Origin of the sequence: Pseudomonas sp. SG20052, assembly GCF_031766055.1 — a bacterium.
Classification (GTDB): Bacteria; Pseudomonadota; Gammaproteobacteria; order Pseudomonadales; family Pseudomonadaceae; genus Aquipseudomonas; species Aquipseudomonas mandelii.
Window position 1 is genome coordinate 5125274 of record NZ_CP134498.1, and the last position, 23559, is coordinate 5148832.

At 54.8% G+C, this 23559-nt stretch carries 23 protein-coding genes; 14 read left to right on the forward strand and 9 right to left on the reverse strand.

Features of this window, described 5'->3' with window-relative positions; all coding sequences use genetic code 11:
- Positions 1 to 150 precede the first annotated feature (150 nt).
- Complete coding sequence (acs, locus tag RHP74_RS23555; protein ID WP_200666836.1) at positions 151 to 2106, reverse strand: acetate--CoA ligase; 1956 nt, start codon at positions 2104 to 2106, stop codon at positions 151 to 153.
- A 460-nt stretch (positions 2107 to 2566) separates the two neighbouring features.
- Here acs and RHP74_RS23560 point away from each other — a divergent pair, with 460 nt between their 5' ends.
- The 3 genes from RHP74_RS23560 (at position 2567) to RHP74_RS23570 (ending at position 5071) form a co-directional block, all read left to right on the forward strand.
- Positions 2567 to 2830, forward strand: a complete 264-nt coding sequence (locus tag RHP74_RS23560; protein WP_010457261.1) for a DUF2790 domain-containing protein — start codon at positions 2567 to 2569, stop codon at positions 2828 to 2830.
- Between the two features lie 188 nt (positions 2831 to 3018).
- Complete coding sequence (locus tag RHP74_RS23565) at positions 3019 to 3303, forward strand: hypothetical protein (RefSeq protein WP_077748655.1); 285 nt, start codon at positions 3019 to 3021, stop codon at positions 3301 to 3303.
- A 517-nt stretch (positions 3304 to 3820) separates the two neighbouring features.
- Positions 3821 to 5071 carry a ribonucleotide-diphosphate reductase subunit beta gene (locus tag RHP74_RS23570; protein ID WP_017340233.1) on the forward strand — a complete coding sequence of 417 codons (1251 nt, stop codon included), beginning with the start codon at positions 3821 to 3823 and terminating at the stop codon, positions 5069 to 5071.
- A 247-nt stretch (positions 5072 to 5318) separates the two neighbouring features.
- Here the strand turns inward: RHP74_RS23570 and drt3b are convergent, their stop codons facing one another.
- Together drt3b and drt3a are read right to left on the reverse strand one after the other, a co-directional pair.
- Positions 5319 to 7289 (reverse strand): antiviral reverse transcriptase Drt3b, encoded by a 1971-nt coding sequence (gene drt3b, locus RHP74_RS23575; protein ID WP_311096430.1) that lies wholly within the window; start codon positions 7287 to 7289, stop codon positions 5319 to 5321.
- The gene (drt3a, locus tag RHP74_RS23580; RefSeq protein WP_311096431.1) at positions 7282 to 8547 is read right to left on the reverse strand and encodes an antiviral reverse transcriptase Drt3a; all 1266 of its coding nucleotides are present in this window, start codon (positions 8545 to 8547) and stop codon (positions 7282 to 7284) included. Before drt3a ends, drt3b begins: the two co-directional genes overlap by 8 nt.
- 434 nt (positions 8548 to 8981) lie before the next feature.
- Here drt3a and RHP74_RS23585 point away from each other — a divergent pair, with 434 nt between their 5' ends.
- The 3 genes from RHP74_RS23585 (at position 8982) to RHP74_RS23595 (ending at position 11681) form a co-directional block, all read left to right on the forward strand.
- Positions 8982 to 9515 (forward strand): Bro-N domain-containing protein, encoded by a 534-nt coding sequence (locus RHP74_RS23585; protein ID WP_311096432.1) that lies wholly within the window; start codon positions 8982 to 8984, stop codon positions 9513 to 9515.
- A 110-nt stretch (positions 9516 to 9625) separates the two neighbouring features.
- The gene (locus RHP74_RS23590; RefSeq protein WP_311096433.1) at positions 9626 to 10348 is read left to right on the forward strand and encodes an HNH endonuclease; all 723 of its coding nucleotides are present in this window, start codon (positions 9626 to 9628) and stop codon (positions 10346 to 10348) included.
- 328 nt (positions 10349 to 10676) lie between these two features.
- Positions 10677 to 11681, forward strand: coding sequence for a hypothetical protein (locus RHP74_RS23595; protein WP_311096434.1), 1005 nt, complete (start codon positions 10677 to 10679; stop codon positions 11679 to 11681).
- Here RHP74_RS23595 and RHP74_RS23600 read toward each other — a convergent pair.
- Both RHP74_RS23600 and RHP74_RS23605 read right to left on the reverse strand, forming a co-directional pair.
- A complete protein-coding gene (locus tag RHP74_RS23600; protein WP_027923910.1) occupies positions 11667 to 12839 on the reverse strand; it encodes a hypothetical protein in 1173 nt (390 codons plus the stop codon). The two genes, RHP74_RS23595 and RHP74_RS23600, sit on opposite strands and share 15 nt — an antisense overlap.
- Before the next feature lie 101 nt (positions 12840 to 12940).
- Complete coding sequence (locus RHP74_RS23605; RefSeq protein ID WP_311096435.1) at positions 12941 to 13756, reverse strand: sulfite exporter TauE/SafE family protein; 816 nt, start codon at positions 13754 to 13756, stop codon at positions 12941 to 12943.
- A gap of 112 nt (positions 13757 to 13868) precedes the next feature.
- Here RHP74_RS23605 and RHP74_RS23610 point away from each other — a divergent pair, with 112 nt between their 5' ends.
- From RHP74_RS23610 to RHP74_RS23620, 3 genes are all read left to right on the forward strand, one after another.
- Complete coding sequence (locus RHP74_RS23610; RefSeq protein WP_311096436.1) at positions 13869 to 14636, forward strand: helix-turn-helix transcriptional regulator; 768 nt, start codon at positions 13869 to 13871, stop codon at positions 14634 to 14636.
- Positions 14637 to 14729: 93 nt separating this feature from the next.
- Entirely contained in the window at positions 14730 to 15047 is a 318-nt protein-coding gene (locus RHP74_RS23615) for a helix-turn-helix transcriptional regulator (RefSeq protein ID WP_010457271.1), read from the forward strand.
- 11 nt (positions 15048 to 15058) lie between these two features.
- On the forward strand, positions 15059 to 15331 hold the full coding sequence (locus tag RHP74_RS23620; RefSeq protein WP_311096437.1) for a hypothetical protein: 273 nt from the start codon (positions 15059 to 15061) through the stop codon (positions 15329 to 15331).
- A gap of 101 nt (positions 15332 to 15432) precedes the next feature.
- Here RHP74_RS23620 and RHP74_RS23625 read toward each other — a convergent pair whose 3' ends face one another.
- The gene (locus tag RHP74_RS23625; RefSeq protein ID WP_311096438.1) at positions 15433 to 16962 is read right to left on the reverse strand and encodes an amidase family protein; all 1530 of its coding nucleotides are present in this window, start codon (positions 16960 to 16962) and stop codon (positions 15433 to 15435) included.
- 113 nt (positions 16963 to 17075) lie between these two features.
- Positions 17076 to 18152 carry an MBL fold metallo-hydrolase gene (locus tag RHP74_RS23630; RefSeq protein WP_010457274.1) on the reverse strand — a complete coding sequence of 359 codons (1077 nt, stop codon included), beginning with the start codon at positions 18150 to 18152 and terminating at the stop codon, positions 17076 to 17078.
- Positions 18153 to 18365: 213 nt separating this feature from the next.
- Here RHP74_RS23630 and RHP74_RS23635 point away from each other — a divergent pair, with 213 nt between their 5' ends.
- Positions 18366 to 18974: a TetR/AcrR family transcriptional regulator gene (locus RHP74_RS23635; protein ID WP_010457275.1), complete on the forward strand. Its 609-nt coding sequence runs from the start codon at positions 18366 to 18368 to the stop codon at positions 18972 to 18974.
- A 139-nt stretch (positions 18975 to 19113) separates the two neighbouring features.
- Positions 19114 to 19650 (forward strand): DUF1003 domain-containing protein, encoded by a 537-nt coding sequence (locus RHP74_RS23640; protein ID WP_311096439.1) that lies wholly within the window; start codon positions 19114 to 19116, stop codon positions 19648 to 19650.
- A 7-nt stretch (positions 19651 to 19657) separates the two neighbouring features.
- On the opposite strand, the gene RHP74_RS23645 is transcribed toward RHP74_RS23640, so the two are convergent.
- Positions 19658 to 20599 carry a LysR family transcriptional regulator gene (locus tag RHP74_RS23645; protein ID WP_154912424.1) on the reverse strand — a complete coding sequence of 314 codons (942 nt, stop codon included), beginning with the start codon at positions 20597 to 20599 and terminating at the stop codon, positions 19658 to 19660.
- A gap of 15 nt (positions 20600 to 20614) precedes the next feature.
- Here RHP74_RS23645 and RHP74_RS23650 point away from each other — a divergent pair, with 15 nt between their 5' ends.
- Positions 20615 to 21322, forward strand: a complete 708-nt coding sequence (locus RHP74_RS23650; protein WP_311096440.1) for a CTP synthase — start codon at positions 20615 to 20617, stop codon at positions 21320 to 21322.
- Entirely contained in the window at positions 21319 to 21648 is a 330-nt protein-coding gene (locus tag RHP74_RS23655) for an antibiotic biosynthesis monooxygenase (protein WP_077748667.1), read from the forward strand. The genes RHP74_RS23650 and RHP74_RS23655 overlap by 4 nt, the downstream gene beginning before the upstream one ends.
- Positions 21649 to 21761: 113 nt before the next feature.
- Here RHP74_RS23655 and RHP74_RS23660 read toward each other — a convergent pair whose 3' ends face one another.
- A complete protein-coding gene (locus RHP74_RS23660) occupies positions 21762 to 22088 on the reverse strand; it encodes a DUF2025 family protein (protein WP_010457284.1) in 327 nt (108 codons plus the stop codon).
- Between the two features lie 235 nt (positions 22089 to 22323).
- Between RHP74_RS23660 and RHP74_RS23665 the strand changes: the two genes are divergently transcribed.
- Entirely contained in the window at positions 22324 to 23451 is a 1128-nt protein-coding gene (locus tag RHP74_RS23665) for a glycerophosphodiester phosphodiesterase (RefSeq protein WP_304816980.1), read from the forward strand.
- The last annotated feature ends 108 nt before the right edge of the window (positions 23452 to 23559 follow it).

Here is a 23559-nt window from a genome sequence, read left to right on the forward strand (position 1 = left end):
GGGATTCGCAATTTGAAACGAGCGCAGTTCCCTCTGTGGGAGCTAGCCTGCTAGCGATGAGGCCCGACCGGCCAACACAAAAACCTCAGACAAAAAAAGCCCCATCCGGCACAACACCGGATGGGGCTTTTACTGACTCAGAGATGTCGGTTAAGCGACATTCATGATCTTGTGCTCATCAATCAAATGCTGCACCACACCCGGGTCCGCCAGGGTGGAGATATCACCCAACCCATCGTATTCGGCAGTCGCAATCTTGCGCAGGATCCGGCGCATGATCTTGCCCGAACGGGTTTTCGGCAGCCCCGGTGCCCACTGGATCACGTCCGGCGAAGCAATCGGACCGATCTCTTTACGCACCCAGTTTTTCAGTTCCAGACGCAGTTGCTCGCTTGGCTCTTCACCCGCGATCAACGTGACGTAGACATAAATGCCCTGCCCCTTGATGTCGTGCGGCACACCGACCACGGCCGCTTCGGCAACTTTCGGGTGCGCAACCATCGCGCTTTCGATCTCGGCGGTACCCATGCGGTGGCCGGACACGTTGAGTACGTCGTCCACACGCCCGGTGATCCAGTAGTAACCGTCTTCATCGCGACGTGCGCCGTCACCGGTGAAGTACATGCCACGGAAGGTCTTGAAGTAGGTGTCGACGAAGCGGTCATGGTCGCCGTACAGCGTGCGCGCCTGGCCTGGCCACGAATCGAGAATCACCAGGTTGCCCTCGGCCACGCCTTCGATGATGTTGCCCAGGTTGTCGACCAACGCTGGCACCACACCGAAGAACGGACGTGCCGCCGAACCCGGCTTGAGGGCGTGGGCGCCCGGCAGCGGGCTCATCATGTTGCCGCCGGTTTCGGTCTGCCACCAGGTGTCGACGATCGGGCAACGGGACTTGCCCACATTCTTGTAGTACCAGTCCCAGGCTTCCGGGTTGATCGGCTCACCCACCGAACCGAGCAGGCGCAAACTGCTGCCATCAGCACCTTCAACAGCGGCTTGACCCGACGCCATCATCGCGCGGATCGCGGTCGGTGCGGTGTAGAGGATGTTGACCTTGTGCTTGTCGACGATCTTCGCCACCCGGGTGATGTCCGGGTAGTTCGGCACGCCTTCGAACAGCAGCGTGGTCGCGCCGTTGGCCAATGGGCCATAGACGATATAGCTGTGGCCAGTGACCCAGCCGACGTCGGCGGTGCACCAGTAAACTTCGCCCGGGCGGTAGTCGAACACGCGCTCGTGGGTCATGGCGGCGTACAGCAGGTAACCGCCGGTGGTGTGCTGCACGCCCTTCGGCTTGCCAGTCGAACCGGAGGTGTAAAGGATGAACAGCGCTTCTTCAGCGCCCATCTCTTTCGGCGCGCAGACACTGCCCGCCACTTTCATCAGGTCTTCGTACCAGATGTCGCGATGCTGGTTCCACTTGATGTTGCCACCGGTGCGCTTGCACACGATGACTTTCTGGATGCTGCTGGTTTCCGGGTTGGTCAGCGCGTCATCGACGTTGGTCTTGAGCGGGATCTTCTTGCCGGCACGAATGCCTTCGTCAGCGGTGATGACCACTTTGGATTTGCAGTCGATGATGCGACCGGCCAGGGCTTCCGGCGAGAAACCACCGAACACCACCGAGTGAATCGCGCCGATCCGGGTGCAGGCCAGCATGGCGACCACGGCTTCGGGGATCATCGGCATATAGATAGTCACCACGTCGCCGCGATGCACATCCTGGCCGCGCAAGGCGTTGGCGAACTTGCAGACTTGTTCGTGCAGCTCGCGGTAGGTGATGTTACGGCTTTCGGCCGGGTCATCCCCTTCCCAAATAATCGCGACTTGATCGCCGCGCTCGGCCAGATGACGGTCGAGGCAGTTGTAGGAAACGTTGAGGGTGCCGTCGGCGAACCATTTGATGTCGACATGGTGATCGTCGAAGGAGGTCTGCTTCACCGTGGTGAAAGGCTTGATCCAGTCGAGGCGCTTGGCTTGCTCGCGCCAGAAGCCGTCCGGGTTGACGACCGACTGCTGGTACATGGCTTTGTAGGTTGCCTCGTCAGTCAGCGTATTGGCCAGAACCTCGGGACGAACGGGATACAGAGAAGCCGCACTCATCTTTCTTACCTCGGTGGAATAGTTGTTTTTGTATGGCCCCAGTTGTAGCCGGGCCGGGCCTATAGAACCATTCGACGATGGTAGTAACAAGCCCCTACAAATTACCGTGATAAGCCTGGAATGCGCCGCTAAAAGCACACCAAACCCCCGTGGGAGCGAGGCTTGCCCGCGAAGAACGATAACGCGGCCCACCAGAAAACCACATCACCGAGATCGCCAATTGTTCGGTTTTTACCACCTTAATCGGTGATTGTTACGAAATCTGTCAAAGGTGTTTATCAAAACCCCACCTATATGAATGCCCCCCCCACGCCTAAAATCAGCCCGCCAACAAGGCAACGTGATTAACCAAGTTGCAGCCCCCACGAAGGCCGTTAATCCAAGACTCTTTAATCAAGCTCCACACGCAACCCCAAAAAGGTTGCGTGACCCCATTCGACCTCTAAAAGGTAAATCTGAAATGAAAGCTTTATTAGTTCTGGCCCTCAGCAGCCTGTGCGCAACCGCCATGGCAGACGAGGTCCCGACTGATGTCGCACAGCAGAAACCCGCCATCGAGGAATACACTTACTCGACTCACCTGGACATCGCCAAAGTTATCTCCATGAGTGAAGTTCCTAATGTGTGCGAAGTTGTTCCGGTGAAAATGGAATACGACGACTCCCAAGGTCAACGCCACATCCTGCGCTACAGCATCATGGGCAACGGCTGCACTAACGGCTGATCACCCGCCCGCCTCATAACGGTTCGACCCATCCGCCCCGCCCTTTCAAGGCTGATGCAGCGCCGAACCGTACATATCGATTAATACGATTATTTTAAGCATTTATTTGCGCTTTTTAATCAAATTAGTTGGCGTAGCATTCACTCCATACCCAAGGCACAAAACGCCAACGAACCTGGAGCACTACCATGAAAACCAAACTGATCCTCGCCCTGACCCTTTCTGTTCTGGCCGCCAACACCTTCGCTGCTGACGGTTTCGACCGCACTGTCGCTTCTGACGGCTACGACCGTACCGGTACGGCTTCCTTTGCCGCCGATGGTGCCGATCACGTCGGTGCAGCCAAACTGGCTTCGGATGGCTTTGATCACACCGGCGCCGCCAAAGTCGCCGCTGACGGCTTTGATCACACCGGTGCGGCCAAACTCGCTGCCGATGGCGCCGATCACGTCGGTGCGGCACGCCTGAGCTGATCATCGAGCGTGACTTTACAGCCCGGCTTCGGTCGGGCTTAGTTGTGCCTTGAACCACCGAAAACCGATTCAAAACACAACATGTAGTGAAAAACCGGTTTTTTTGCCTATTTTTTGAACAAAAAAGTAGCGCATCAAAATTTATGAAAAAAAATCTTAACCCGCGATCTCCAGCCAAAGCCCTGTAAACCCTCGCTCCGACCGAAAAACCCGCCTTCTCGACCGCTCCATGCGCGGATTCGCCCCACCACGGCCGCAAAAATTTCCCTATAATGCCGGCTTAAACGGGCCTGCAATATTCCCTTACAGGGATAACAGCCAGTCTGAAGCCCACGCCGACGTCCTCACCGATTTCTGCGCCCCTCAGAGGCTCTCGGAACCCCGTAAAAATTTATGTTTATTTGCCTGCGTGTACCGCTGCAAAAAACGCTATCCAACGCGGCCAGTACGGCCGTGTGAAAAATAACCAATCAGTTTTCACACGGGCATCTGGCCCTCACGCAGGAGACGACACGTCATGCTGAGCTGGGACGAATTCGACAAAGAAGACAGCGGCGAGACCGTGGTAAAAGGCGCCAACGCCGGCCACGCGACTGAAGCCAACATGGACCGACTCGACACCGCTGGTGGTGTCGCCGCTCAAGAAGCTCGCGCCGTTACCGCGAACGACTCTGCCGCCATCGCCCGTGCCAAAGCAGCCCTGGACAACCTCGACATCGCCGAAGGCCTCGCCGAACTCGAAGGCGCCTCCGCCCGTGTCGCCGTCGACGAAAAGCGCATGATCAACTGCCGCGCCGACCTCAACCAACTCGTACCGTTCAAGTACGACTGGGCCTGGCAGAAATACCTGGACGGCTGCGCAAACCACTGGATGCCGCAAGAAGTCAACATGACCGCCGACATCGCCCTCTGGAAAGACCCGGAAGGCCTGACCGACGACGAGCGCCGCATCGTGATGCGCAACCTCGGCTTCTTCTCCACCGCCGACTCCCTGGTTGCCAACAACCTGGTCTTGGCCGTGTACCGCCTGATCACCAACCCGGAATGCCGCCAGTACATCCTGCGCCAGGCTTTCGAGGAAGCGATCCACACCCACGCCTACCAGTACTGCATCGAATCGTTGGCCATGGATGAAGGCGAGATCTTCAACATGTACCACGAGATCCCATCGGTCGCGAAAAAAGCCACTTGGGGCCTCAAATACACCCGTTCGATCTCCGATCCGAAGTTCGAAACCGGCACCGTCGAAACCGACAAAGAACTGCTGCGCAACCTGATCGCCTACTACTGCGTTCTGGAAGGCATCTTCTTCTACTGCGGCTTCACCCAGATCCTCTCCATGGGCCGCCGCAACAAAATGACCGGCGTCGCCGAGCAGTTCCAGTACATCCTGCGCGACGAATCCATGCACCTGAACTTCGGCATCGACGTGATCAACCAGATCAAAATCGAAAACCCACACCTGTGGGATGCCGAGATGAAGGAAGAAGCTTCGCAGATGATTCTGCAGGGCACTCAGCTGGAGATCGAATACGCTCGCGACACCATGCCTCGCGGCGTGTTGGGCATGAACGCGGCGATGATGGAGGACTACCTGAAGTTCATCGCTAACCGTCGTTTGAGCCAGATTGGTTTGAAGGAAGAGTACCCAGGGACGACTAACCCGTTCCCTTGGATGAGCGAGATTATGGACTTGAAGAAAGAGAAGAATTTCTTTGAGACGCGGGTTATTGAGTATCAGACTGGTGGGGCTTTGAGCTGGGATTGATTTTTAGCTTAGAGGTCCAAATCAACAGTACAAAAAAGCCCTGAACATGTTCAGGGCTTTTTTATGAATTAGAAGAAAGTGGCCTCACTCCTAAGTGTGTGCAGCACTCACAAATGACTACCGCTCCTACCACATTCAACACTTCCTCCAATTGGCGCCAATATTTCTTGTGGTAGGTAGTACAAGCGAATCGTAAACAATTAACGCGGAGGAGCTATTGACCACTTCCAAACAGCAAGCTAGCAGATTAATAAACCTGTTTCAACTCTTTTTTCTCAAGTGCATTTAATAGATCAATCTCCTTCCAGTTTACAAACCAAAACTCATTAACATCTACCATCCCGAAATACTCATCGGCTTGTGCATTCGTTAACATACCGCCACCTGTCACCTTATAAAAATCTCTTAGCCACTTCTTTTTTATTTTTACATCTATGTATGGACATGTCACAGAATCCAAAAACAATGACACTTTTTCGGCATTCACTTGAAGATCAGAAAGATCAGACAGCCGCACATTAATCTCGTCGACCACACTTTGTCTAACACCATCATATTGTTTAAAATTTTTAATATAAAACAGACACGCAACAAGATAAAAATACGACCGATCCCTGCTAAATATCCGACCAACCAAAACAGATGGTAACAAATACTCCTCACCAAGATCACTTATAGCTAGAATAACATTCAACTCTTCGAGAAGAATGAAATTATTGATCTCGACACTAACCTCACCAAGCTCGCTCAACAGCAACTCAAGCGCAAGCTCAAATATCCTTTGCTTAACTGTATGCTCATATGGACCAAGCATTTTCTCAGAAAAGCGAGACATCAATATTATTGAAGCACAAATCTTATAGGAGGAACTTACGGACGGCGAAACAGAATAAAAAAAGAACATAACCTCTAAAAAAACCAAAAGTACATCGCGATATTGATTCTGCATTTCATTGTCACGCATTGGTGACTGAACATTAATAACTCTTTTAACTCGTTCGAAAAAAGCAGAAATCAAGTAAGAAGAAACATCATCATAATCAACAGCGTTCGACGAGCACGTAGATTTAATAGCATCAATAAAGCTTCGAATTAAATTTTCCCGCCTATATATTTCTTTAGGCTTCAATACTGCATCACCATCTTCAGCGCTCAAAAACCTATCACAAAACTCATTAACCTTTACATTAACATCACGTATAACCCTTGACTTTGCGGTAAAAAATGGGCGTAGATACTCCACTGATTTTGAGCTATTTACGTGCAAATTATAAGAAGCCAAGCAATCCGCATACACTTTATAAACACGTTTTGTCACAGAATCACGTGACGCAAATATGAAAACATCATCAACGTAACGCTTAACAGAGTAATCTACACCATATACAAGAGGCACTGACGCTGTAGCCAGTCTAGCTTGAGCACTACAATCGATATCTTGAAAAATCACCTCAGCAAATATCCTGCTTATCTCAGGACCGATTAAAATGCCATTTGTTTCATTGTAGTTTGCAGCCTGCATCAACGAATCGAAGGTTTGCCCAAATGTTGATGACACTCCAAGCTTAGATTTGACATACTGCTTCTCCTTCGCGGCCCAACTTATGGAATGCGTATAGATACTATCAAAGCATTTTGACACATCCATAGTTAACAGAACTGAAAACTTTTTCTCCAAACTCAAAAAAAGCCTAGAGTTAAAAAACTTATAGAGCCTATCGAAACCAGCATAAGAATAAAAAGAGGAGCTATGTTTAATTACGCTGTCAGAGACAACCTCATTAACACTGCCCCTTTTGTATTTACTGACATTTTCCCAAGAGTTTTTATAGTAAAACACTCCTACAACTTTTTGCGGGCACCTGATAGAAAACTTACTCTTCGAACAATAATGTATTATTAATTTTTCATTCCGCTCATAAAACCTCATCATTTGCAATTGAGAAATGGGGTGCACTACGGATAAACGTCTAAAATCAATAGAATTCTTTCTTATTTTATAATGATAAGGAATTGTAAACTGCTTCTTTCTCCCATCGCCCTCTACCAACTTAGAATACAAATATCGAGACACATCCGTTATTCCACCCCGAGCAACACAACGAAAATAGAAACCATCATTCGCAAAAATCAGCGGTGTTTCGTAAGGTATAGTTTCTGTAACCAAGACTCTATAATAGTCACTTTTCTTAACCTTTTTAACTTTACTGTTAAGCATAAGCCCAGCACCCCTGTATGAGCTTCATATTTTCCCGGGAGAAATGCATGAAAACTTTACGTTTGTATCCCCTCAAGAAGCTAAACTTTAGCAAAATCCTTCTCTGAGCAAGCGTAGTATTGCAAAAAAACTCCTCAAACAACTTTCCACTGCTCGAAAGTACTGCTTTCCTCAAGTACGAATCAAGATCAAGCAAAGCCTTAGAAACATCGACATCAACTCGATGATAATTATAATATATCCCAGCCAGTCTTTTTCTATCTCTATCAACATCAAGAATGCTAAAGTTTGAAGTGAGAAACTTAAACCGTAGGACCAGGAGAGAAAAGTCTTTATTCTTCACATAATCCAGTAACGCCTTGGAAATTCTGGTCTTTATTTTTTTTACCTTTGAATCAGCTATATCTAAAAACACTTCTCTGAAGTGCTGCCCCTTTTTCAGATCAGGATTATTAAAAGGCTCAAAAATAGAAAATTTATATCCTAAATACTCAAAACTGAATAAACTTTGCGAAAGTAAAGCTTTCCTAGGAGATACGTCAGTACTCAAACTTTTAATCATTTGTTTTTTTTGATTAAGGATTAATCCTGTTGGTAACTTTTCTTTTATGACATCTATAAACCCTTTTTCATCCTCCAGCCCACTGGTGACAAGAATAATATCATCTACATATCTGGAGTAGAAAAAAACCTCACTCTCAGACTCTATTTCCTTATCGAAGTCCTTCATCAACAACTCAGTTATTGTCGCACTTAAAGCCAACCCTCTAGGAACACCCGGCCATCCAGCCCGGTCATGCCCGTCTATTAAACCACCAATTATTTTTTTTGTTGCCGGACTTACATCATGCCTCAAAATTATCTTATTGAAGATATCGTCTTTTGAAAAAGACTCATAAAAACTTTTTACATCCAGTCGGTATATACGATAAGAGACACCTTCCGAAAGCAAGTTTTTGACATTAGCTACGATAGAGTCCCTAACATTACTCTTAAGACCCGAGATCACTCGGATATTCCTGTTAGTCTTCCTCAATATCAACTCATCATGAAACTTTGCAGTACGGTATACGTTTCTTCCTCGAATAACTGTGTAAGTCAAAGGAGAGTACAAAGAAAAGTCACCAGCAACACTAATAACGGAGTTCAACACAATTCCATTTTTGTATATTGGATCCCTCAGCCTCTTATGCTTATTAAAATCGCTTTTTCTTAGTTCTTTAGTAAAAGTCACATAATTAAAAGAGTGATCGTACATTTCTCCTCCCTGAGCCAAGGGTTACATCGATTAACGATCGTCTAATGCCTTCACAGATTCACTAATACAACAAAAAACAAAAGATGCAAGCTTGACCTTCAAGCTGTTCCTACCTAATCTGCCACTGAGCCTAAGAAACTCAGAAACCAGAGCGGTTCTCCGCACCCGACAGCCATGCGGCTTTTTTTCGCCAGCGGTTTCTCGACGCCGGTGAAAAAATCCCCGTTATGTCGGGAGTGGGCGAATACAAGACCCGCAAGGGAAATATGTCCGGCCCGTCTCTGGTGGGTTTCTTAGCTCCCGACACCTATAACGAATGCCCTAAGAAAGCAGCCAGAGGTAAATGGATATGCCCAAATGTCTGACCTTCCCTAGGAAGGCAATTTGTCACTCCCGCTACGCCAGCCCAACCCTATCATTTCGGGAGGCTTGCCATGTCTGATCCTTACATCCCCACCGTCTTCATTCGTCAAAACCTCGAACTTCACGCCCTCCTCCTAGAAAACCAGCCATGGTTCTGCGCCCGCGATATTGGTCGACTGATGGGTTTCCACCTGAACGATCGCGTAGTCAGCAAACTGGATGAAGATCAACGGCACACGTTGCTGATCGACTACCACGGGCAAACAGAAAAACGATTGATGCTCAGCGAGTCCGGCGTCTATGCGCTGCTGGTCTATCACTACGCACCTGGGAATCGCTTGTTGCGCGAGTGGCTGACTCATCAAGTGGTGCCGGCGTTGCGCGACGCGGGGCCGTCGAAGAATGCGGATCGACCGATGTTGAGTTTGTTGGATTGGCCGGAGATGTCGTTGAGTCTGTTGCATTGGCAGGATGAAGGTTGGATTCGGCTGCGGGACATGCCTTATCTGTTGCTCAATCGCACACGGCGGCGGGTGCCGGTGGTTAAGCCTTGGTGGCGGAAGGTTCTGGAGGCGTTTCAGTCTTCGAAGCATTCGGTTGGCTAGCCTTTGTAGGATCAACTGAAAGAAGCGTCGGTCTTTTCTGTAGGAATTTTCGTAGACAGTCGTGATGGCCACTCAGTATCGTCCGAGGGTATTCAGCCCTCGGCGATTGTATGGACACGGAAAAGAGCAACAGCGATTGGACTGACATTGAGATTCAGGCAGCGGTAGACGCCTATCTCAGCATGCTGTCCCGCGAGCAGAGTGGTCAGAAAGTCGTTAAGACTGAGGAGAACCGCACCCTGCGTGAGGGAGCCTTAGCCGGTCGGACCAAAGGGTCGGTTGAGTTTCGGATGCAGAACATCTCTACCGTGTTGGTAGAACTGGGTCGAGATCGCATCGAGGGATACAAACCTGCCAAGAATGTCGGCGCAAATGTTGCGCGAAGCCTCCGAGAAGCGCTCAACGCTCCAAGTACTTTGACGCCTGAGGATTTTGCCCCGACAGCGGACGAGGCAACGCTGGAGCTGCGAGCTGCCAAACTTGAGCGACAACCGATTAAAGACGTGCCGAAAGGGATTGAAAGACCAGAGCAGACTCAGTCCAGCGGAAAGTCTTATGTTCGCGATCCTGAGGTGAGAGCTTGGGTTCGCCAGCAGGCTGAAGGTAAATGCGAAGGCTGTGGCGAGCCTGCTCCGTTTGAAAAGAATGGCAGGCCGTTTCTTGAGGTCCATCACGTTAAGCATTTAGCGCAGGAAGGTTCGGATCGTCCGAGCAATGCTGTGGCGCTGTGCCCGAATTGTCATCGACGTTGTCACCATTCGGGTGACCGGGATGAGTTCACTGCTTCGCTTTATGACAGAGTCAAGCGGTTGAGACGTGAAGAATTGGGCTAAATGAGATTCGTGGCGAGGGAGCTTGCTCCCGCTCGACTGCGAAGCAGTCGCCCAGCAAACAACTTCATCTGTCTGATGCACCGCGCTTGCCAGGTTTGGGTCTGCTGCGCAGCCCAGCGGGAGCAAGCTCCCTCGCCACAGTTAGTGTGTTGCTATTGAGTCAGCGCTAGGTAGATAGACTGAGTTGATGTTTCGAATCGCGAGCAGGCTCACCCCTACAAGGTTTGGTGGGTTGCCCCAGATTTTGCGGTGTGTTGAAAACATTCAGTGCAACCCGCCCCGCCTCCCGCTATTAATACCCTTCCCCCCTCAAGGACCCGAGCCCGCCATGAAATTCGACCTCGCCTACTGCCTCAGCCTCGACGACAAGCTGTCGATCTATGACGTGCGCGATCTCAATTTCGACGAAACCATGGATTTCGATTCCGCCAAGGAACACTTCCAATGCCCCAACGACGCCTGTCGTTTGGCCTTCGATGCGGCGAATGTACTGACGACGTTCAACGCCAAAAACGTGAACTACGTTCGCACCCCGCACTTCAAGAACACGCCCAGCACCCGGCATGTGGCGGATTGTCCTTATGTCAGTCTCAAGGCGTCGGCGTCAGGTGTGGACGCGGACGGTGCGGAAACGGATGACAGTCGCGAGGAGCATTTCCCGTCGGAGTTGTTGCTGACTCGGCGTGAGTATGTGCGTAAGCCATCGAACCCGGCGGTGGCGGCGGATGTGGTGCGGGACGATCCGACGCCAACCACTGAGGCTAGCAATACAGAACACCCGAGCCGTGAAACAGCGCCGGACAAGACCAGTGTCTTCGCCCATCCGGTGGAATGTTTTGTGTCGAACTTCGAAGACAAGGACCTGCTCAAGCGCATGCCGCTGAAGATTGGCGAGCACACGGCGCCTTATGGGTCGTTCTTCAAGAAGATCGAATACCTGACGGACAACAAGGGGCTGATTTACTGGGGCAAGATCAAGGAGATCAAGGATTACACGCAGAGCTTTCGCATCGATTTCGAGCAGAAGGTCTGGTTCAAGCAGGCGGACGAGGCGAAGAAGAAGCCGTATTCAGTCAACGTTTACCTGAGCAAGAAGTTGATCGAGAACTACCGCAAGCGCAAAGCGTTTCTCGAAGAGATCAAGCATGCCATCGACAGTGAAGCGGAGTTGTATTGCTTCTTTTATGGCGTCACGCCGGAGTTGAAGCAGGTGCCAAGCAAGAAAAACCCCGAGCAGACGTTCGGGGTGTTCAGTGCGAATATCGAGAACCTGGATCACTTTATTATTCGTGAGGCGCCGGGGTTATCGGGTACGCAATCAGGGCAGCTGTAGCGCAACGCCGCCGGGGTGTTGCTTGATCAGGCTATACGGCAGGACACCCCAGCCCACATTTCCACACACAGCGGCCACGTGAGGAAAGGACGGATCTAACTTGATCCCCTGCTCGGTGAAATACCAGGAAGGAAAACTCCAGCGGTCCTCGTCATCGTAGTCGCAGTCGTCATCCCCTTCTGGCGTGACCGTCATTTGATTGGGATAGAGATTAAGCAATTGCGCCACCAGCCACGGCGCCAGCTCTTTGCCGCGGTAATCAGAATAGGCACTGAATGACTCAGACGAAGAAATGTAGGCGTCGTAGTTTTCCTCGTAGTGCAGCGGCTTTCCCTGTCCCACCCACAGCACGTCATCAAGCGTCAGAGATTGGCCCGTTTTAGCATCGAGGTTGAGTGAGTCATTGACCTGATCCGGGTAAGCACCGCCACAGAAGTACTCGGTTGAGACACGGACGCTCATGACGTTCGGCGTCATCCACAGAGGCTGACTCGTCTGTGCGTAGTAGGCGTCAGCGTAGTTAGCGAAGCATCCGTAATACCCCACAACCTCCTGCCACAAACGGCCCATCAATTGCTGATTGATACGCTTACGCTCCTCAGCGTTGTAGCCCGAAACCACTTCAAACAGCTCGGCTTTGGATTGTGGGTCGCGCCACCATTGCAGCGTGTAACCCATGAAGGTTTCAGTCTTGCCTTGTGTAAGCTTCATACCCTGCAAACGCAGGTATTCATAAGGCGCCTTGTCGTGAAGTCTGGCGAGATAGGGCAAGGTGTCAGCGGGAATCTGAGGAAGGTTCGCTGGCTGCAGGTCAATCTTCAAGACTTTGCCTTTAGGGCTAGTCCATTCTCCGGACCAGCCGCTGGACTTTGGTTGTAAGCGAATTGTCGGAAAAGGTTTGTGCTCTCCATAACGCTGGTCACCCTCTTCCAGCACAAGTGCTTTTCCTTCCTTTGAGCCACTAAGCACCAAGTCCTTGCGGTACTTTTGGTAAAAGTAACGACCCTCACTGCCATCGGCGCTCACCTCCAGCACAATCGGCATTTTTCCCAGAGTCCCGGTATAGACCTGCCTGCCGCTGTCGGCCCACAACATCGTAGAAAACGTGGAGCACACCAATACGACAATGCCAGCAAGACGAAACAGTCCTTTAAACATCAAATCATCCTTGAATGCAGCGAGTATTGGCTCGCAAGAAAGAGCGGCGGATTATGGCGAACCCGTGTTCGAGAATCGATAAAAAGCTAACGTGATGACGATCAGTTCAGGCACATGCTGACCATCACCAACACCAGCAACCCCACATAGACCCGCGCATGCACCCGATCCGGAATCCGCCCGATCCAAGGCGTAGCCAACCGAATCCCCACCAACGATCCCATCGTCAACACTCCAAACGCCAGCAGATCCACATAGCCGACAAACCACGACCCAAGATCAAACTCGGTGAACCCCGCCATCGCCATGTAAGTCAGCGTCCCGGCCAACGCCACCGGCAGGCTTAACGGATTAGCCATGGACGTCGCCTGACTCATGCTCAACCCGCACCGTCGCAACAACGGCACGGTCATGACGCTGCCGCCCACGCCAAGAAACGTCGCGATAACGCCGATTCCTGCGCCGCCACCCGACACTTCTGCCCTCCCCAATCGTCGTGGGATTGTGGTGTCGGACGCTGTCAGAAAACCACGTCGGAACAGGCAATCCACAATGGTCACGCCCAGGTACGCGATGAAGGCATAACGAATCACCTCGCCACTCACCCACATCGCGGCGAGCGCTCCGAGGATTGCGCCCAGGCCGATGAACCCGCCCAGCGGCCACAGATAATGACGAATGAGATTACCGGCGCGACGGTGTTTGCCGGTGGCGATCAGTGCGTTGACGATCATCACGCAGGTCGAAGTCGCCACGGCAATGTGCATTGCCGATTGGCTGACGGGGTCATCGGCACCATGGCTAGCCATGAGCATGCGATAAAGCAATGGCACCACAACGAAGCCGCCGCCAAAGCCGAACAACACCGCAGTGACGCCAGTCACGCACCCGAAAAATGCCAGCAGGAGATAAAACATTGCGCGCCGTCCGTTGGTTGAGAGCGGTCGACAATAGAGCGATGCGCCTTGGCCTGCTTCAGCAAGTCAGCCAATAATGTTCGCGTTTACGCCAACTGTTGGAAAACGCTCAATGCGCAATGTTTCGATCAATCTGCTGGATGACACACCGCGCTCGGTGGTGGCGGTCGGTACGGATTATTCCCACGGTCATGTGTTGCCCCGTCATACGCATCGGCGGGCACAACTGCTGTACGGCGCGACGGGGGTGATGCAGGTCAGCACGCACGATGGCAATTGGGTGGTGCCGCCGCAGCGGGCGGTGTGGATTCCGGCGGGGGTGGCGCATGAGGTGCTGATGCTGGGGGTGAGCACGCGCAGTTTGTACATCGAACCTGATGCGGTTGATTTGGGGGATCGTTGCCAGGTGATCAGTGTGTCGCCGTTGATGCGGCACTTGTTGATGGAGGCGGTGGAGATCCCGCTGGTGTACGACGAGGCCGGGCGCGATGGCGCGCTGATCGACTTGCTGTTGCATGAACTGGCGCGCAGTGCTCACTTGCCGTTGCACATTCCGTTACCGGTCGATGCGCGGTTGCTAGGGTTGTGCCAAGGCTTTTTGCAGCGGCCCGACGCGCATCAATCGCCGCAGCAATGGGCCGATCAATTGCACATCAGCTTGCGCACGTTCAATCGGCTGTTCCGTCAGCAGACAGGGCTGAGTTTCAGCCAATGGCGCCAGCGGGCCTGCGTGGTGCTGGCCCTGGCGCGGTTGGCGGCGGGGACGCCGGTGACGCGCATTGCGCTGGATTTCGGTTATGACAGCCCGGCGGCATTCTCGACCATGTTTCGCCGCGTATTGGGGCAGGCACCGTCCGTCTGGATGGAGGGGGCGACATAGAAAAAATCAAAAAATGAGTTTGATCCGGGCGCAAAACAACTGTACAAAACAACAGTACTTTTTGGATTAGCACTCTCGAGCCCGGAGAACACCATGGCCTCTCTTGCGATGAAAATCACCCTGGAACGTATCGCCCTTTTCCAATTCACCCCGGCCCACTGTGCCCAGGCCCGAGCGATGCTGGGTTGGAGCGTGGAAGAGCTCTCGGAGGAATCCGGTGTCTCCGTGGACGCCATTGTGCGATTCGAGGCCGAACGCGATGTGCTGGATGTCACCCGGCTGGCGTTGGCGTATCGGTTTGAATCGGAAGGCCTGGTGTTCTTCCCGGGATTTGCGCCAGGTCGGGGGATGAATGTGAGAGGGTCGACGCCTGATCCGGTGGGTCGGGCGGACTACGCGATGGTTGAGTGAGGAGTCAGCAGATGAATGGAATCGATGAATGCGACAGGCTTGGTCATCCGCCTTTGGGTGCTGCCGATGCGGGGGAAATGAGGGCCAAGGCCGAATACCTGATGAAGATCGGCATGCTGCTCGACACCGGTCAGTTGGGCAAGCTGGAAGCGGCGCAGAGGCTTGGACTGTCAGCGGGGGAAATGGATGAAATTCTCGACGGGAATGTTTGCGACCTGACGGTGGCTAAGATCGCGGGCCGCTCCATGGCGAGCGGCCCGACGGCAGAGGATCAGGCGTTCTGAGGCGTGACTGGTTCGCCCTTTCAGGAAGGCTCATGGCTTGCCTCGCTGGTCGAGCAGCCACGGCCTTTAACGCCCACCATCACCTGCCTTGGTCTTGGACCTTACTGCTCCCGAAACGCCGGATTCTGACGCTCTAACGACGCTTGTTCATAGCTGTAAGCCAGCGCCAGCAGTTGGGGTTCACTCCAGCGCTGGCCGAAAAAGAACACAGACGTTGGCAGTTCATCGCTGTTCATGCCCGACGGGACGGTAATGGCTGGGTAGCCAGCGACTGCGGCACTGAATTGCGAGTAGCCATCGGCATCGGCGAACATCGCATCCAGATTATGTTCAGCCATTTGCTCATCAATGGCAGCCTTGAAGCTGGCACTGAGCACGCCGAACATCTCGGTTGCCTGCGCGTGGGTCATGTCCAGTTGGTTGATGTCGTTCAGCATTTGCTGCCCGTAGCCTTCGGCACCCGGATTCAGCTCGTTGAAATCGATCAACTGTTGAAGCGTTTGAATCGGCAACCCTGAGCGGCTGGCCAGGTACTCGGGCAGTTCATGTTTCATGCCTGCCATGAGGGTGTTGAAGTAGCCATCGATATCCGGCAGTCGGACGCTCAACGGCACCAGGGTAGCGCCTTGCTCTTCCAGTGTGGCCAATGCCATCAGGAATTCAAAACCGGGTCGAAGCACAGTGCCGTTGGTGCCGACGTACTCGGTCGGATAACCGATTCTTTTGCCTTGCAGTGCATCCGTGTTGAGCAGCGCGGTGTAGTCAACGCCCACTGGCGCATCGCTGGTGACAGGGTCACGGGCGTCAATGCCTTGCAGGGCGTTGAACATCAGCGCGGCGTCACGAACGGTGCGCGTCAGGGTACCCGGCGTATCTTGCAGACGGGTGATGGGAATGATGCCCGATCGGCTGAACAGACCCAGCGTAGGCTTGACGCCCACCACGCCATTGGCCGAAGCAGGGCACGCGATGGAACCGTTGGTTTCGGTCCCCATGGCCAACGGTGCGAAACCGGCGGCAACACCGGCGGCTGAACCCGAGCTGGAACCACAGATTTCACCATTTAACACGTGGGGGTTTTTACCCTGGCCACCTCGGCCACTCCAACCGTGGGGCAAGCCCATTTCCCGGACGTAAGCCCATTCGCTCATGTTGGTTTTGCCGAGAATGACGGCACCTGCGTCACGCAGCTGTTGGACCACAAACGCGTCGTTCGCAGCAGGCTGGCCGACCATGGCCAAAGAACCCGCGCTCGTTTGCATCTGGTCCGCCGTGTCGATGTTGTCCTTGAGCAGAACAGGAATGCCGTGCAGCGGACCACGCACTTTTCCGTCCTGACGCTCCTGGTCCAAAGCGGTGGCAATGTCGATGGCCTGTGGGTTGAGCTCGATAATCGCGTTGATCGTCGGCCCTTGCTTGTCCAGCGTGTGGATGCGCGCCTGCAAATACTCCACCAGTGTGACTGAGGTGAGTTCGTTGCGCGCCATCCGCTCGGTAAGCTCGCTGACGCTCGCATATTCGAGCGACTGGGCAGTGACGGAGGCGTTGCTGTCTGCGAATGCAGGTCCGGTGACCGATAGCAGAATGATCTGCGCCAGCGCCGTCATGCGGCTTTTTAAAACGTCCTTCATTTACAGCATCCTTGATATGGCTAATCGCGGGTGAGTCATTTCACCCGCCGCACAGCCTACCGAAACCGTAGGAAACGGCTGTCAGTCACAAGGAGCTGTCAATGTAGGAAACATCATCCAGACTTGTAGCCGCTACAAGCCAAACGCCCTTCTTCCTTCACTGTACTTTCCATTTCCGACCACCATGCGGCCCCTCGCTGTGGGTACATGACGTTGAACGCCTCGCCCATTTGCGGCGTGGTGATCGACACATTGCGTTCCCAGGCCAAGGCGAGGATCCGGTCGAAGGGCTCGAACCAGGCGTGCATCGACAAATCGAAAGTGCCGTTGTGGATGGGCAGTAACCAGCGGCCCTTGAGGTCGATGTGCGCTTGCAGGGTTTCTTCCGGCTGCATGTGAATGTGCGGCCACTCGACGTTGTAGGCGCCGGTTTCCATGAGGGTCAGATCAAACGGGCCGTGCTGTTCGCCGATGCGTTTGAAGCCATCGAAATAACCGCTGTCGCCGCTGAAGAAGATCCGCGTGTCGCCATCGATCATCACCCACGAGGCCCAGAGCGTGCTGTTGCCATCGAACAGGCCGCGCCCGGAAAAGTGCTGCGACGGTGTGGCGATGAACTGGATGCCATCGACTTCCGTGCCCTGCCACCAATCGAGTTGGCGCACTTTGCTGGCATCGACGCCCCACTTGACCAGGGTGTCGCCTACGCCCAGTGGGGTCAGGAAGTAGTTGGCCTTGTCCGCCAGTGTGAGCACCGTTTGATAATCGAGGTGGTCGTAGTGGTCATGTGACAGGATCACCGCCGCTATCGGCGGCAAGTCATCGAGGCTGATCGGTGGCTGGTGGAAACGCTTGGGGCCGGCCCATTGCACGGGTGAAGCGCGCTCGGCGAAGACCGGGTCGGTGATCCAGAATTTGTCCCGCAGTTTCAGCAGTACGGTGGAGTGGCCGAGGCGATAGACGCTGTGGTTGGGCGCGGCGATCAACGCGGCGTGGCTCAGGGATTGCACCGGGACGGGCGCAGTTGGGCGAGTGTCGCGCGGTTTGTTGAAAATCATGTTCCACATGATGCGCAGCATTTTTCGCACGCCTTCACGTTGCACAGGCACATGATTCTGGAACAGTCCTTGTGCCTGACGGGAAGCTTCGGGTGTGGAGGCATTGTCCGCAGGGGAAATTGAGTCGGCCATGTCTGAGTAACTCCAGAAAAACCGCAAAGCGCGGATTTCACGGTGGGACGATAATTGGCCAAAGCACGCACGCATCAGCCGGAGATTCTAGTATTCACTGCACAGGATTAACGAAACATTACACTGCACAGTGTAGTTTCTAGGTTGCATCAAAGCGGATCACAAGTAAACTGCCGAGTGTAATTCTTCTCTGCCGACTGCCGAAGCGTACTTATGACAGCTCCACAGCGCCTCACCGACCGAAAACGCGAAGCCATCATCCAGGCGGCGATTGCCGAATTCCGTGCCAACGGTTTCGACATCACCAGCATGGACAAGATCGCCGCCACCGCTGGGGTGTCGAAGCGCACGGTGTACAACCACTTCCCCAGCAAGGAAGAATTGTTCGCCGAAATCCTCAATCAACTGTGGGCGCGGGTGACCGCCGAACAGGAAACGTCCTACCGCCCTGACTTGCCTCTGCGCGAGCAAATGCGCCTGATGTTGCAGGCGAAATTGCAGATGCTGGGCGATGAAAACTTTCTCGACCTGGCGCGGGTGGCGATCGCCGCCACCATCCATTCTCCCGAGCGCGCGCAGAACATGGTGGCCCGGATGGGCGAGCGTGAAGAAGGCCTGACTGTGTGGATCCGCGCCGCCCAGGCGGACGGTCGGTTGAAGCCGGTCGCCCCCGAATTTGCCGCGCAGCAGATCCAGGGGATGCTTAAATCCTTTGCGTTCTGGCCGCAGATTTCCATGGGGCTGCCCCCGCTGTCAGATGAGATGCAACGCACCGTGGTGGAGTCAGCACTGGACATGTTCCTGGCCTGTTATCAGCGCTGAATCGAGCTGCCATAAATGACAATCTCTGCCGTAAGACCGATCACGGGGGGCGCTGAATAAAACGCGGCAATGTGTTTCAAAATGAAAATGGCGCTGGGGCTATAGTGAACGTCAGTCCCAGCGCCACGCAGAGATCATCATGACCACGCCGACCCACGAAACCAAACCCGCCGCTGCCGTCGACCATCTGCGCTTTCACCGCCCCCATGCTCACTTGGAGCCAACGTTCGGCAGCGACAAGTTCGCCCTGCGCGCCGAGGCCTTTGCACGGTTCTTCGGCACGCCGACCTTCTTGGGCGCCCAGACGCTGATCGTGGCGATCTGGATCTGCCTTAACGTCTCTGGCGTGACCCAGTTCGACGTTTATCCGTTCATCCTGCTCAACCTGGCGTTCAGCCTGCAGGCGGCGTATGCCGCTCCCCTGATCCTGTTGGCCCAGACCCGTCAGGCGGCGCGGGACAAAGCCCAGACCGATGCCGATGCCCTGCACCGCGAATCCATCGCCGTGGCCAACAGCGAACGCCAGGCACAAGCGGCGCAGAACACCGCGCAACTGCTCGAACTGCTTGAACTGAACACCCGGCTTACGGAAATGACCAAGAACCTGACCGAACGCATTGAAAGCCTGACCTCGGAAATGCATCAGCATGTAGTGAATGATCATCCGAAGAATTAGCACCCGGTCACGGCAGTCGAAGCGCCCGCCCCAGCTCATCGAACAACGTCACCACCGAGCGCAACGCGCGGCAGTCCGGACGGGTCAGCAACCAGAGCGCAGTGTCGTAACCGTGCAGCGGGCCAGTCAGTGGTTGCAGTTCATCACCGATCAAAAAGTCCGGTAACGCCGCAACGCCCAGCCCGGCACGCACCAACTCGGTCACCGACAGCATGCTGTTGCAGCGATAACCAGGCGTGACGCCGGGCAGTTGCTGGCGCCGCCATGCCACGGTGGGGTGGTCGGGAAGGAAGTCATCCGGCGCGATCCAGGTCAGCGAGGCCAGGTCTTCAGGATCGACTGATTTCAGGTACGCCGCACTGGCACAGACCCGATAGGAAATATCCGCCAGACGTCGACCAACCAGATGCTCGGGCGGTGCGCGAGTCAGGCGCAAGGCGATATCGGCATCCCGACGGCTGAGGTTGGCGAAGTCGTTGGAGGTGCTCAGTTCGAGGGTCAGCGCCGGGTAGGACGGCATGAACTGCGCCAGCGCCGGCAGCAGCAACCCTTGCAGGACAGAATCGGTGCAGGTCAGCCGCACCGTGCCGCTGATGACTTCACCGCCCTGCTCCACGCCAATGCGCGCCGCGTCCAGCGCTTGTTCCGCGCGCTCGGCTTGCTCGGCCAGGGTCTGGGCGAGTGTGGTCGGCAGGTAACCGGCGCGGCTTTTTTCGAACAGTTGCTGGCCCAGCGCGGCTTCCAGTCGGCGAACCGCGCGAAACACCGTCGACACGTCGACCTTCAATAACGCCGATGCCCGGGCCAGAGAGCCGCCGCGCACCAAGGCGAGGATCAGCGCCAGGTCTGGATAGTCGAGTCGATAGTGCGTCGCTGCATTGATCACTTGGGATAACGCCAATATTGAATGCGTGAGCGCCAATCTATAGTGGGTGCCAGGAATCAACAAGCGTCGAGATCACTCATGGAAAACACCGCCCTGCGCATCGCCTTGATCGGTGACTACGACCCACAGGTCACCGCCCACCAAGCCATTCCCGTGGCGCTCGGCATGGCTGCCGAACACCTGAACGTGGATGTGCAATTTCAGTGGCTGGCCACCGATCACATAAACGCCGCCACCCCGTTACACCACTTCGACGGCTTCTGGTGCGTGCCCGCCAGCCCTTACCGCGACATGGACGGCGCGTTGCGGGCGATCCGTTTTGCCCGTGAGCAGCAGCGACCGTTCCTCGGCACCTGCGGCGGTTTTCAACACGCGGTGCTTGAGTTCGCTCGGAACGTATTGGGTTGGGAAGACGCCGAGCACGGCGAAACCCATCCCGGTGCAGCACGCGCATTACTCACGCCGCTGACCTGCTCATTGGTGGAAGCAACGGACAGCATTCGCTTGGTTGAAAGCTCGTTGATCGCCAACGTGTACGAAAGCGCCGAGATCGTTGAGGGATATCGCTGCCGCTATGGCGTGAACCCGGCGTTCGAGTGTGAGTTATTGAGCCAACAGTTGTGCGCCGTTGGCCATGACTCGACCGGCGACCTGCGGGCGGTGGAGCTCCAGGGTCATCCGTTTTTCGTCGCCACCCTGTTCCAGCCCGAACGCGCCGCGCTCAACGGCACGCTACCGCCGCTGGCCCGGGCGTTGATCGAAGCCTGCAAAAGGCAACAGCCATGATTGCCGATACGCCATCAGCGCCGTACTACGCGGTGATTTTTACCTCGCTGCGCACCGACGGTGATCAAGGCTACGCCGAGGCTGCCGAACGCATGCTGGAACTGGCCCGTGAGCAGCCGGGGTTTCTCGGTGTTGAGTCGGCTCGGGGTGAGGATGGGTTGGGGATTACGGTGTCGTACTGGGCCAGCGAGGCGGCGATTCTGGCGTGGAAACATCATCCTGAGCACCGTGCGATCCGTGAGCGGGGGCGGTCGACGTGGTATTCGACGTGTCATACGCGGGTGTGCAAGGTTGAGCGGGCGTATGGGTTCAAGGCCGTAAAATGATGCGGTGTTCTTCTGGCCGCCTTCGCGGGCAAGCCTCGCGCCTACAGGTTGTCGGTGCCCTCTGTAGGAGCGAGGCTTGCCCGCGAAGAGGCCAGTCCAGACACAGCAAAACTTCAGCCCCGAACCAGACTCCGCACCGCCGAAATCTCCGGCACTTCCCGCCGATTCATGTACACCCGCAACGGCTCGGTCACATTGATCCGGTCATCAATATTCTGATCCAGCAACAATTGAATCAACTCACGCTTGAGCGTCATGGCCTGCCCAGGCCCCGGCGCCCAGACAAATTCACTGGTGGGAATGATCCCGTCATCCGCCACGTCCATACCAAACGAGTCTTCGCTGAAACGCACAATGTAGTGGCCAGTTTTGCGATTGAGGCCGACGAAGCCTTTGAGTTGGTCGGCGGCCTGGCAGATAAGCTCGGAAGTGATGCGCATATAAACCTCACAAAAGGTCGTTAACGACCGGTGAACGATGGTTTACACGCAAGGACAAGCATTCGGATTTCCCTCTGCCGGGGAAACGCCGGGGCCAAGAGTACTGCAAAGAAGCGCACAAAAGCGCTGAAAAAATCTGCTTTAAACACGTTTATGTCGGTCTGGCGATAGCGCTGGCGGCGCTCAGTTGTTAAAAGAGACGTCTTTGAAAATTCAACGCGAAAGGACCTCGACCATGCCTGTTACCTTCACCAAAAGCGCCCTGCTGCTGAGCATGCTGCTGGGCTTCGGCCAGGCACAGGCCGCCAACGAGCCCAGCCCGACTGCACTGGCCACCCGTTTGGGCATCCCGCACCCGGCGGTGATCGCCCACCGCGGCGCATCCTACGATGCACCGGAATCCACGGCGGCGTCTTACAGACTGGCCCGTGATCTGGGCGCCGATTACCTGGAACTGGACCTGCAACGCAGCAAGGACGGCGTGCTGTTCGCCCTGCACGACGACAACCTGCAACGCACCACCGACGTTGCCACCAAATTCCCCGATCGCAAGGACAGCCCGGCCAACGCGTTCACCCTCGCCGAACTGAAAACCCTGGATGCCGGCAGCTGGTTCAACGCCGCGTACCCGGATCGCGCACGTCCGTCCTTCGTCGGCCTGAAGATCCTGACCCTCGACGAAATCATCGACATCGCCCAGGGCAATCCGCTGCACAAACCCGGCCTGTACATCGAAACCAAAGAACCAAAGCAATTCCCCGGCCTCGAACGCGACCTCAAGGACAAATTGCAGGATCGCGGCTGGCTGAGCCCGGCCGGTTCCAAACTGGCGAAAAGCAATCTGGCGGTCGGCCAGGGCAAGGGCAAGGTCGTGCTGCAAACCTTCGAGAAGAGCAGCCTCGAACTGCTTGAGAAGGAAATGCCGCAAGTGCCGAAGATCCTGCTGCTGTGGGTCGGCGAAGGCAGTATCGAGCCTAAGTCCAAAGTGACGTTTGCCGAGTCCGGCGACAAGGACAAGGCCACCTACTACGCCAAACAGGAACCGAAAGACAAAGCCGAATTCCAGCAATGGGTCGAGTACGCCAAGGCCCAGGGTGCGATCGGCACCGGTCCTTCGGCCGCGTTGACCAAGGGTGGCGATCAGAGCTATTCGGACCTGGTGAAACCGTGGATGAACCAGTACACCCACGATCAAGGCCTGCTGGTGCACGCCTACACCATCGACGAAGCGGTTGATTACCAGAAAGTCATGGACGCCGGCGTCGATGGCATCTTCACCAACCGCGCCAGTGAATTGCTGAAGTTCTACAAGCGCCCGGCGGCCGGGACGGTGGCGCAGTTGCTGCAGAACAACGGGTACTGATCGCCAGCTGACACGACACCGCGTCGTCTTCTTCGCGGGCAAGTCGGATTGCCGCATCACTCGCTCCTACGGGTTTTGAGTCGATCACAAATAATGCGACCGCCCCAA

What these genes read in the sequence shown, in the direction of transcription:
- acs (WP_200666836.1), bottom strand. Translation starts at nt 2,106, where the DNA reads ATGAGTGCGGCTTCTCTGTATCCCGTTCGTCCCGAGGTTCTGGCCAAT.
- RHP74_RS23560 (WP_010457261.1), top strand. Translation starts at nt 2,567, where the DNA reads ATGAAAGCTTTATTAGTTCTGGCCCTCAGCAGCCTGTGCGCAACCGCC.
- RHP74_RS23565 (WP_077748655.1), top strand. Translation starts at nt 3,019, where the DNA reads ATGAAAACCAAACTGATCCTCGCCCTGACCCTTTCTGTTCTGGCCGCC.
- RHP74_RS23570 (WP_017340233.1), top strand. Translation starts at nt 3,821, where the DNA reads ATGCTGAGCTGGGACGAATTCGACAAAGAAGACAGCGGCGAGACCGTG.
- drt3b (WP_311096430.1), bottom strand. Translation starts at nt 7,289, where the DNA reads ATGCTTAACAGTAAAGTTAAAAAGGTTAAGAAAAGTGACTATTATAGA.
- drt3a (WP_311096431.1), bottom strand. Translation starts at nt 8,547, where the DNA reads ATGTACGATCACTCTTTTAATTATGTGACTTTTACTAAAGAACTAAGA.
- RHP74_RS23585 (WP_311096432.1), top strand. Translation starts at nt 8,982, where the DNA reads ATGTCTGATCCTTACATCCCCACCGTCTTCATTCGTCAAAACCTCGAA.
- RHP74_RS23590 (WP_311096433.1), top strand. Translation starts at nt 9,626, where the DNA reads ATGGACACGGAAAAGAGCAACAGCGATTGGACTGACATTGAGATTCAG.
- RHP74_RS23595 (WP_311096434.1), top strand. Translation starts at nt 10,677, where the DNA reads ATGAAATTCGACCTCGCCTACTGCCTCAGCCTCGACGACAAGCTGTCG.
- RHP74_RS23600 (WP_027923910.1), bottom strand. Translation starts at nt 12,839, where the DNA reads ATGTTTAAAGGACTGTTTCGTCTTGCTGGCATTGTCGTATTGGTGTGC.
- RHP74_RS23605 (WP_311096435.1), bottom strand. Translation starts at nt 13,756, where the DNA reads ATGTTTTATCTCCTGCTGGCATTTTTCGGGTGCGTGACTGGCGTCACT.
- RHP74_RS23610 (WP_311096436.1), top strand. Translation starts at nt 13,869, where the DNA reads ATGCGCAATGTTTCGATCAATCTGCTGGATGACACACCGCGCTCGGTG.
- RHP74_RS23615 (WP_010457271.1), top strand. Translation starts at nt 14,730, where the DNA reads ATGGCCTCTCTTGCGATGAAAATCACCCTGGAACGTATCGCCCTTTTC.
- RHP74_RS23620 (WP_311096437.1), top strand. Translation starts at nt 15,059, where the DNA reads ATGAATGGAATCGATGAATGCGACAGGCTTGGTCATCCGCCTTTGGGT.
- RHP74_RS23625 (WP_311096438.1), bottom strand. Translation starts at nt 16,962, where the DNA reads ATGAAGGACGTTTTAAAAAGCCGCATGACGGCGCTGGCGCAGATCATT.
- RHP74_RS23630 (WP_010457274.1), bottom strand. Translation starts at nt 18,152, where the DNA reads ATGGCCGACTCAATTTCCCCTGCGGACAATGCCTCCACACCCGAAGCT.
- RHP74_RS23635 (WP_010457275.1), top strand. Translation starts at nt 18,366, where the DNA reads ATGACAGCTCCACAGCGCCTCACCGACCGAAAACGCGAAGCCATCATC.
- RHP74_RS23640 (WP_311096439.1), top strand. Translation starts at nt 19,114, where the DNA reads ATGACCACGCCGACCCACGAAACCAAACCCGCCGCTGCCGTCGACCAT.
- RHP74_RS23650 (WP_311096440.1), top strand. Translation starts at nt 20,615, where the DNA reads ATGGAAAACACCGCCCTGCGCATCGCCTTGATCGGTGACTACGACCCA.
- RHP74_RS23655 (WP_077748667.1), top strand. Translation starts at nt 21,319, where the DNA reads ATGATTGCCGATACGCCATCAGCGCCGTACTACGCGGTGATTTTTACC.
- RHP74_RS23660 (WP_010457284.1), bottom strand. Translation starts at nt 22,088, where the DNA reads ATGCGCATCACTTCCGAGCTTATCTGCCAGGCCGCCGACCAACTCAAA.
- RHP74_RS23665 (WP_304816980.1), top strand. Translation starts at nt 22,324, where the DNA reads ATGCCTGTTACCTTCACCAAAAGCGCCCTGCTGCTGAGCATGCTGCTG.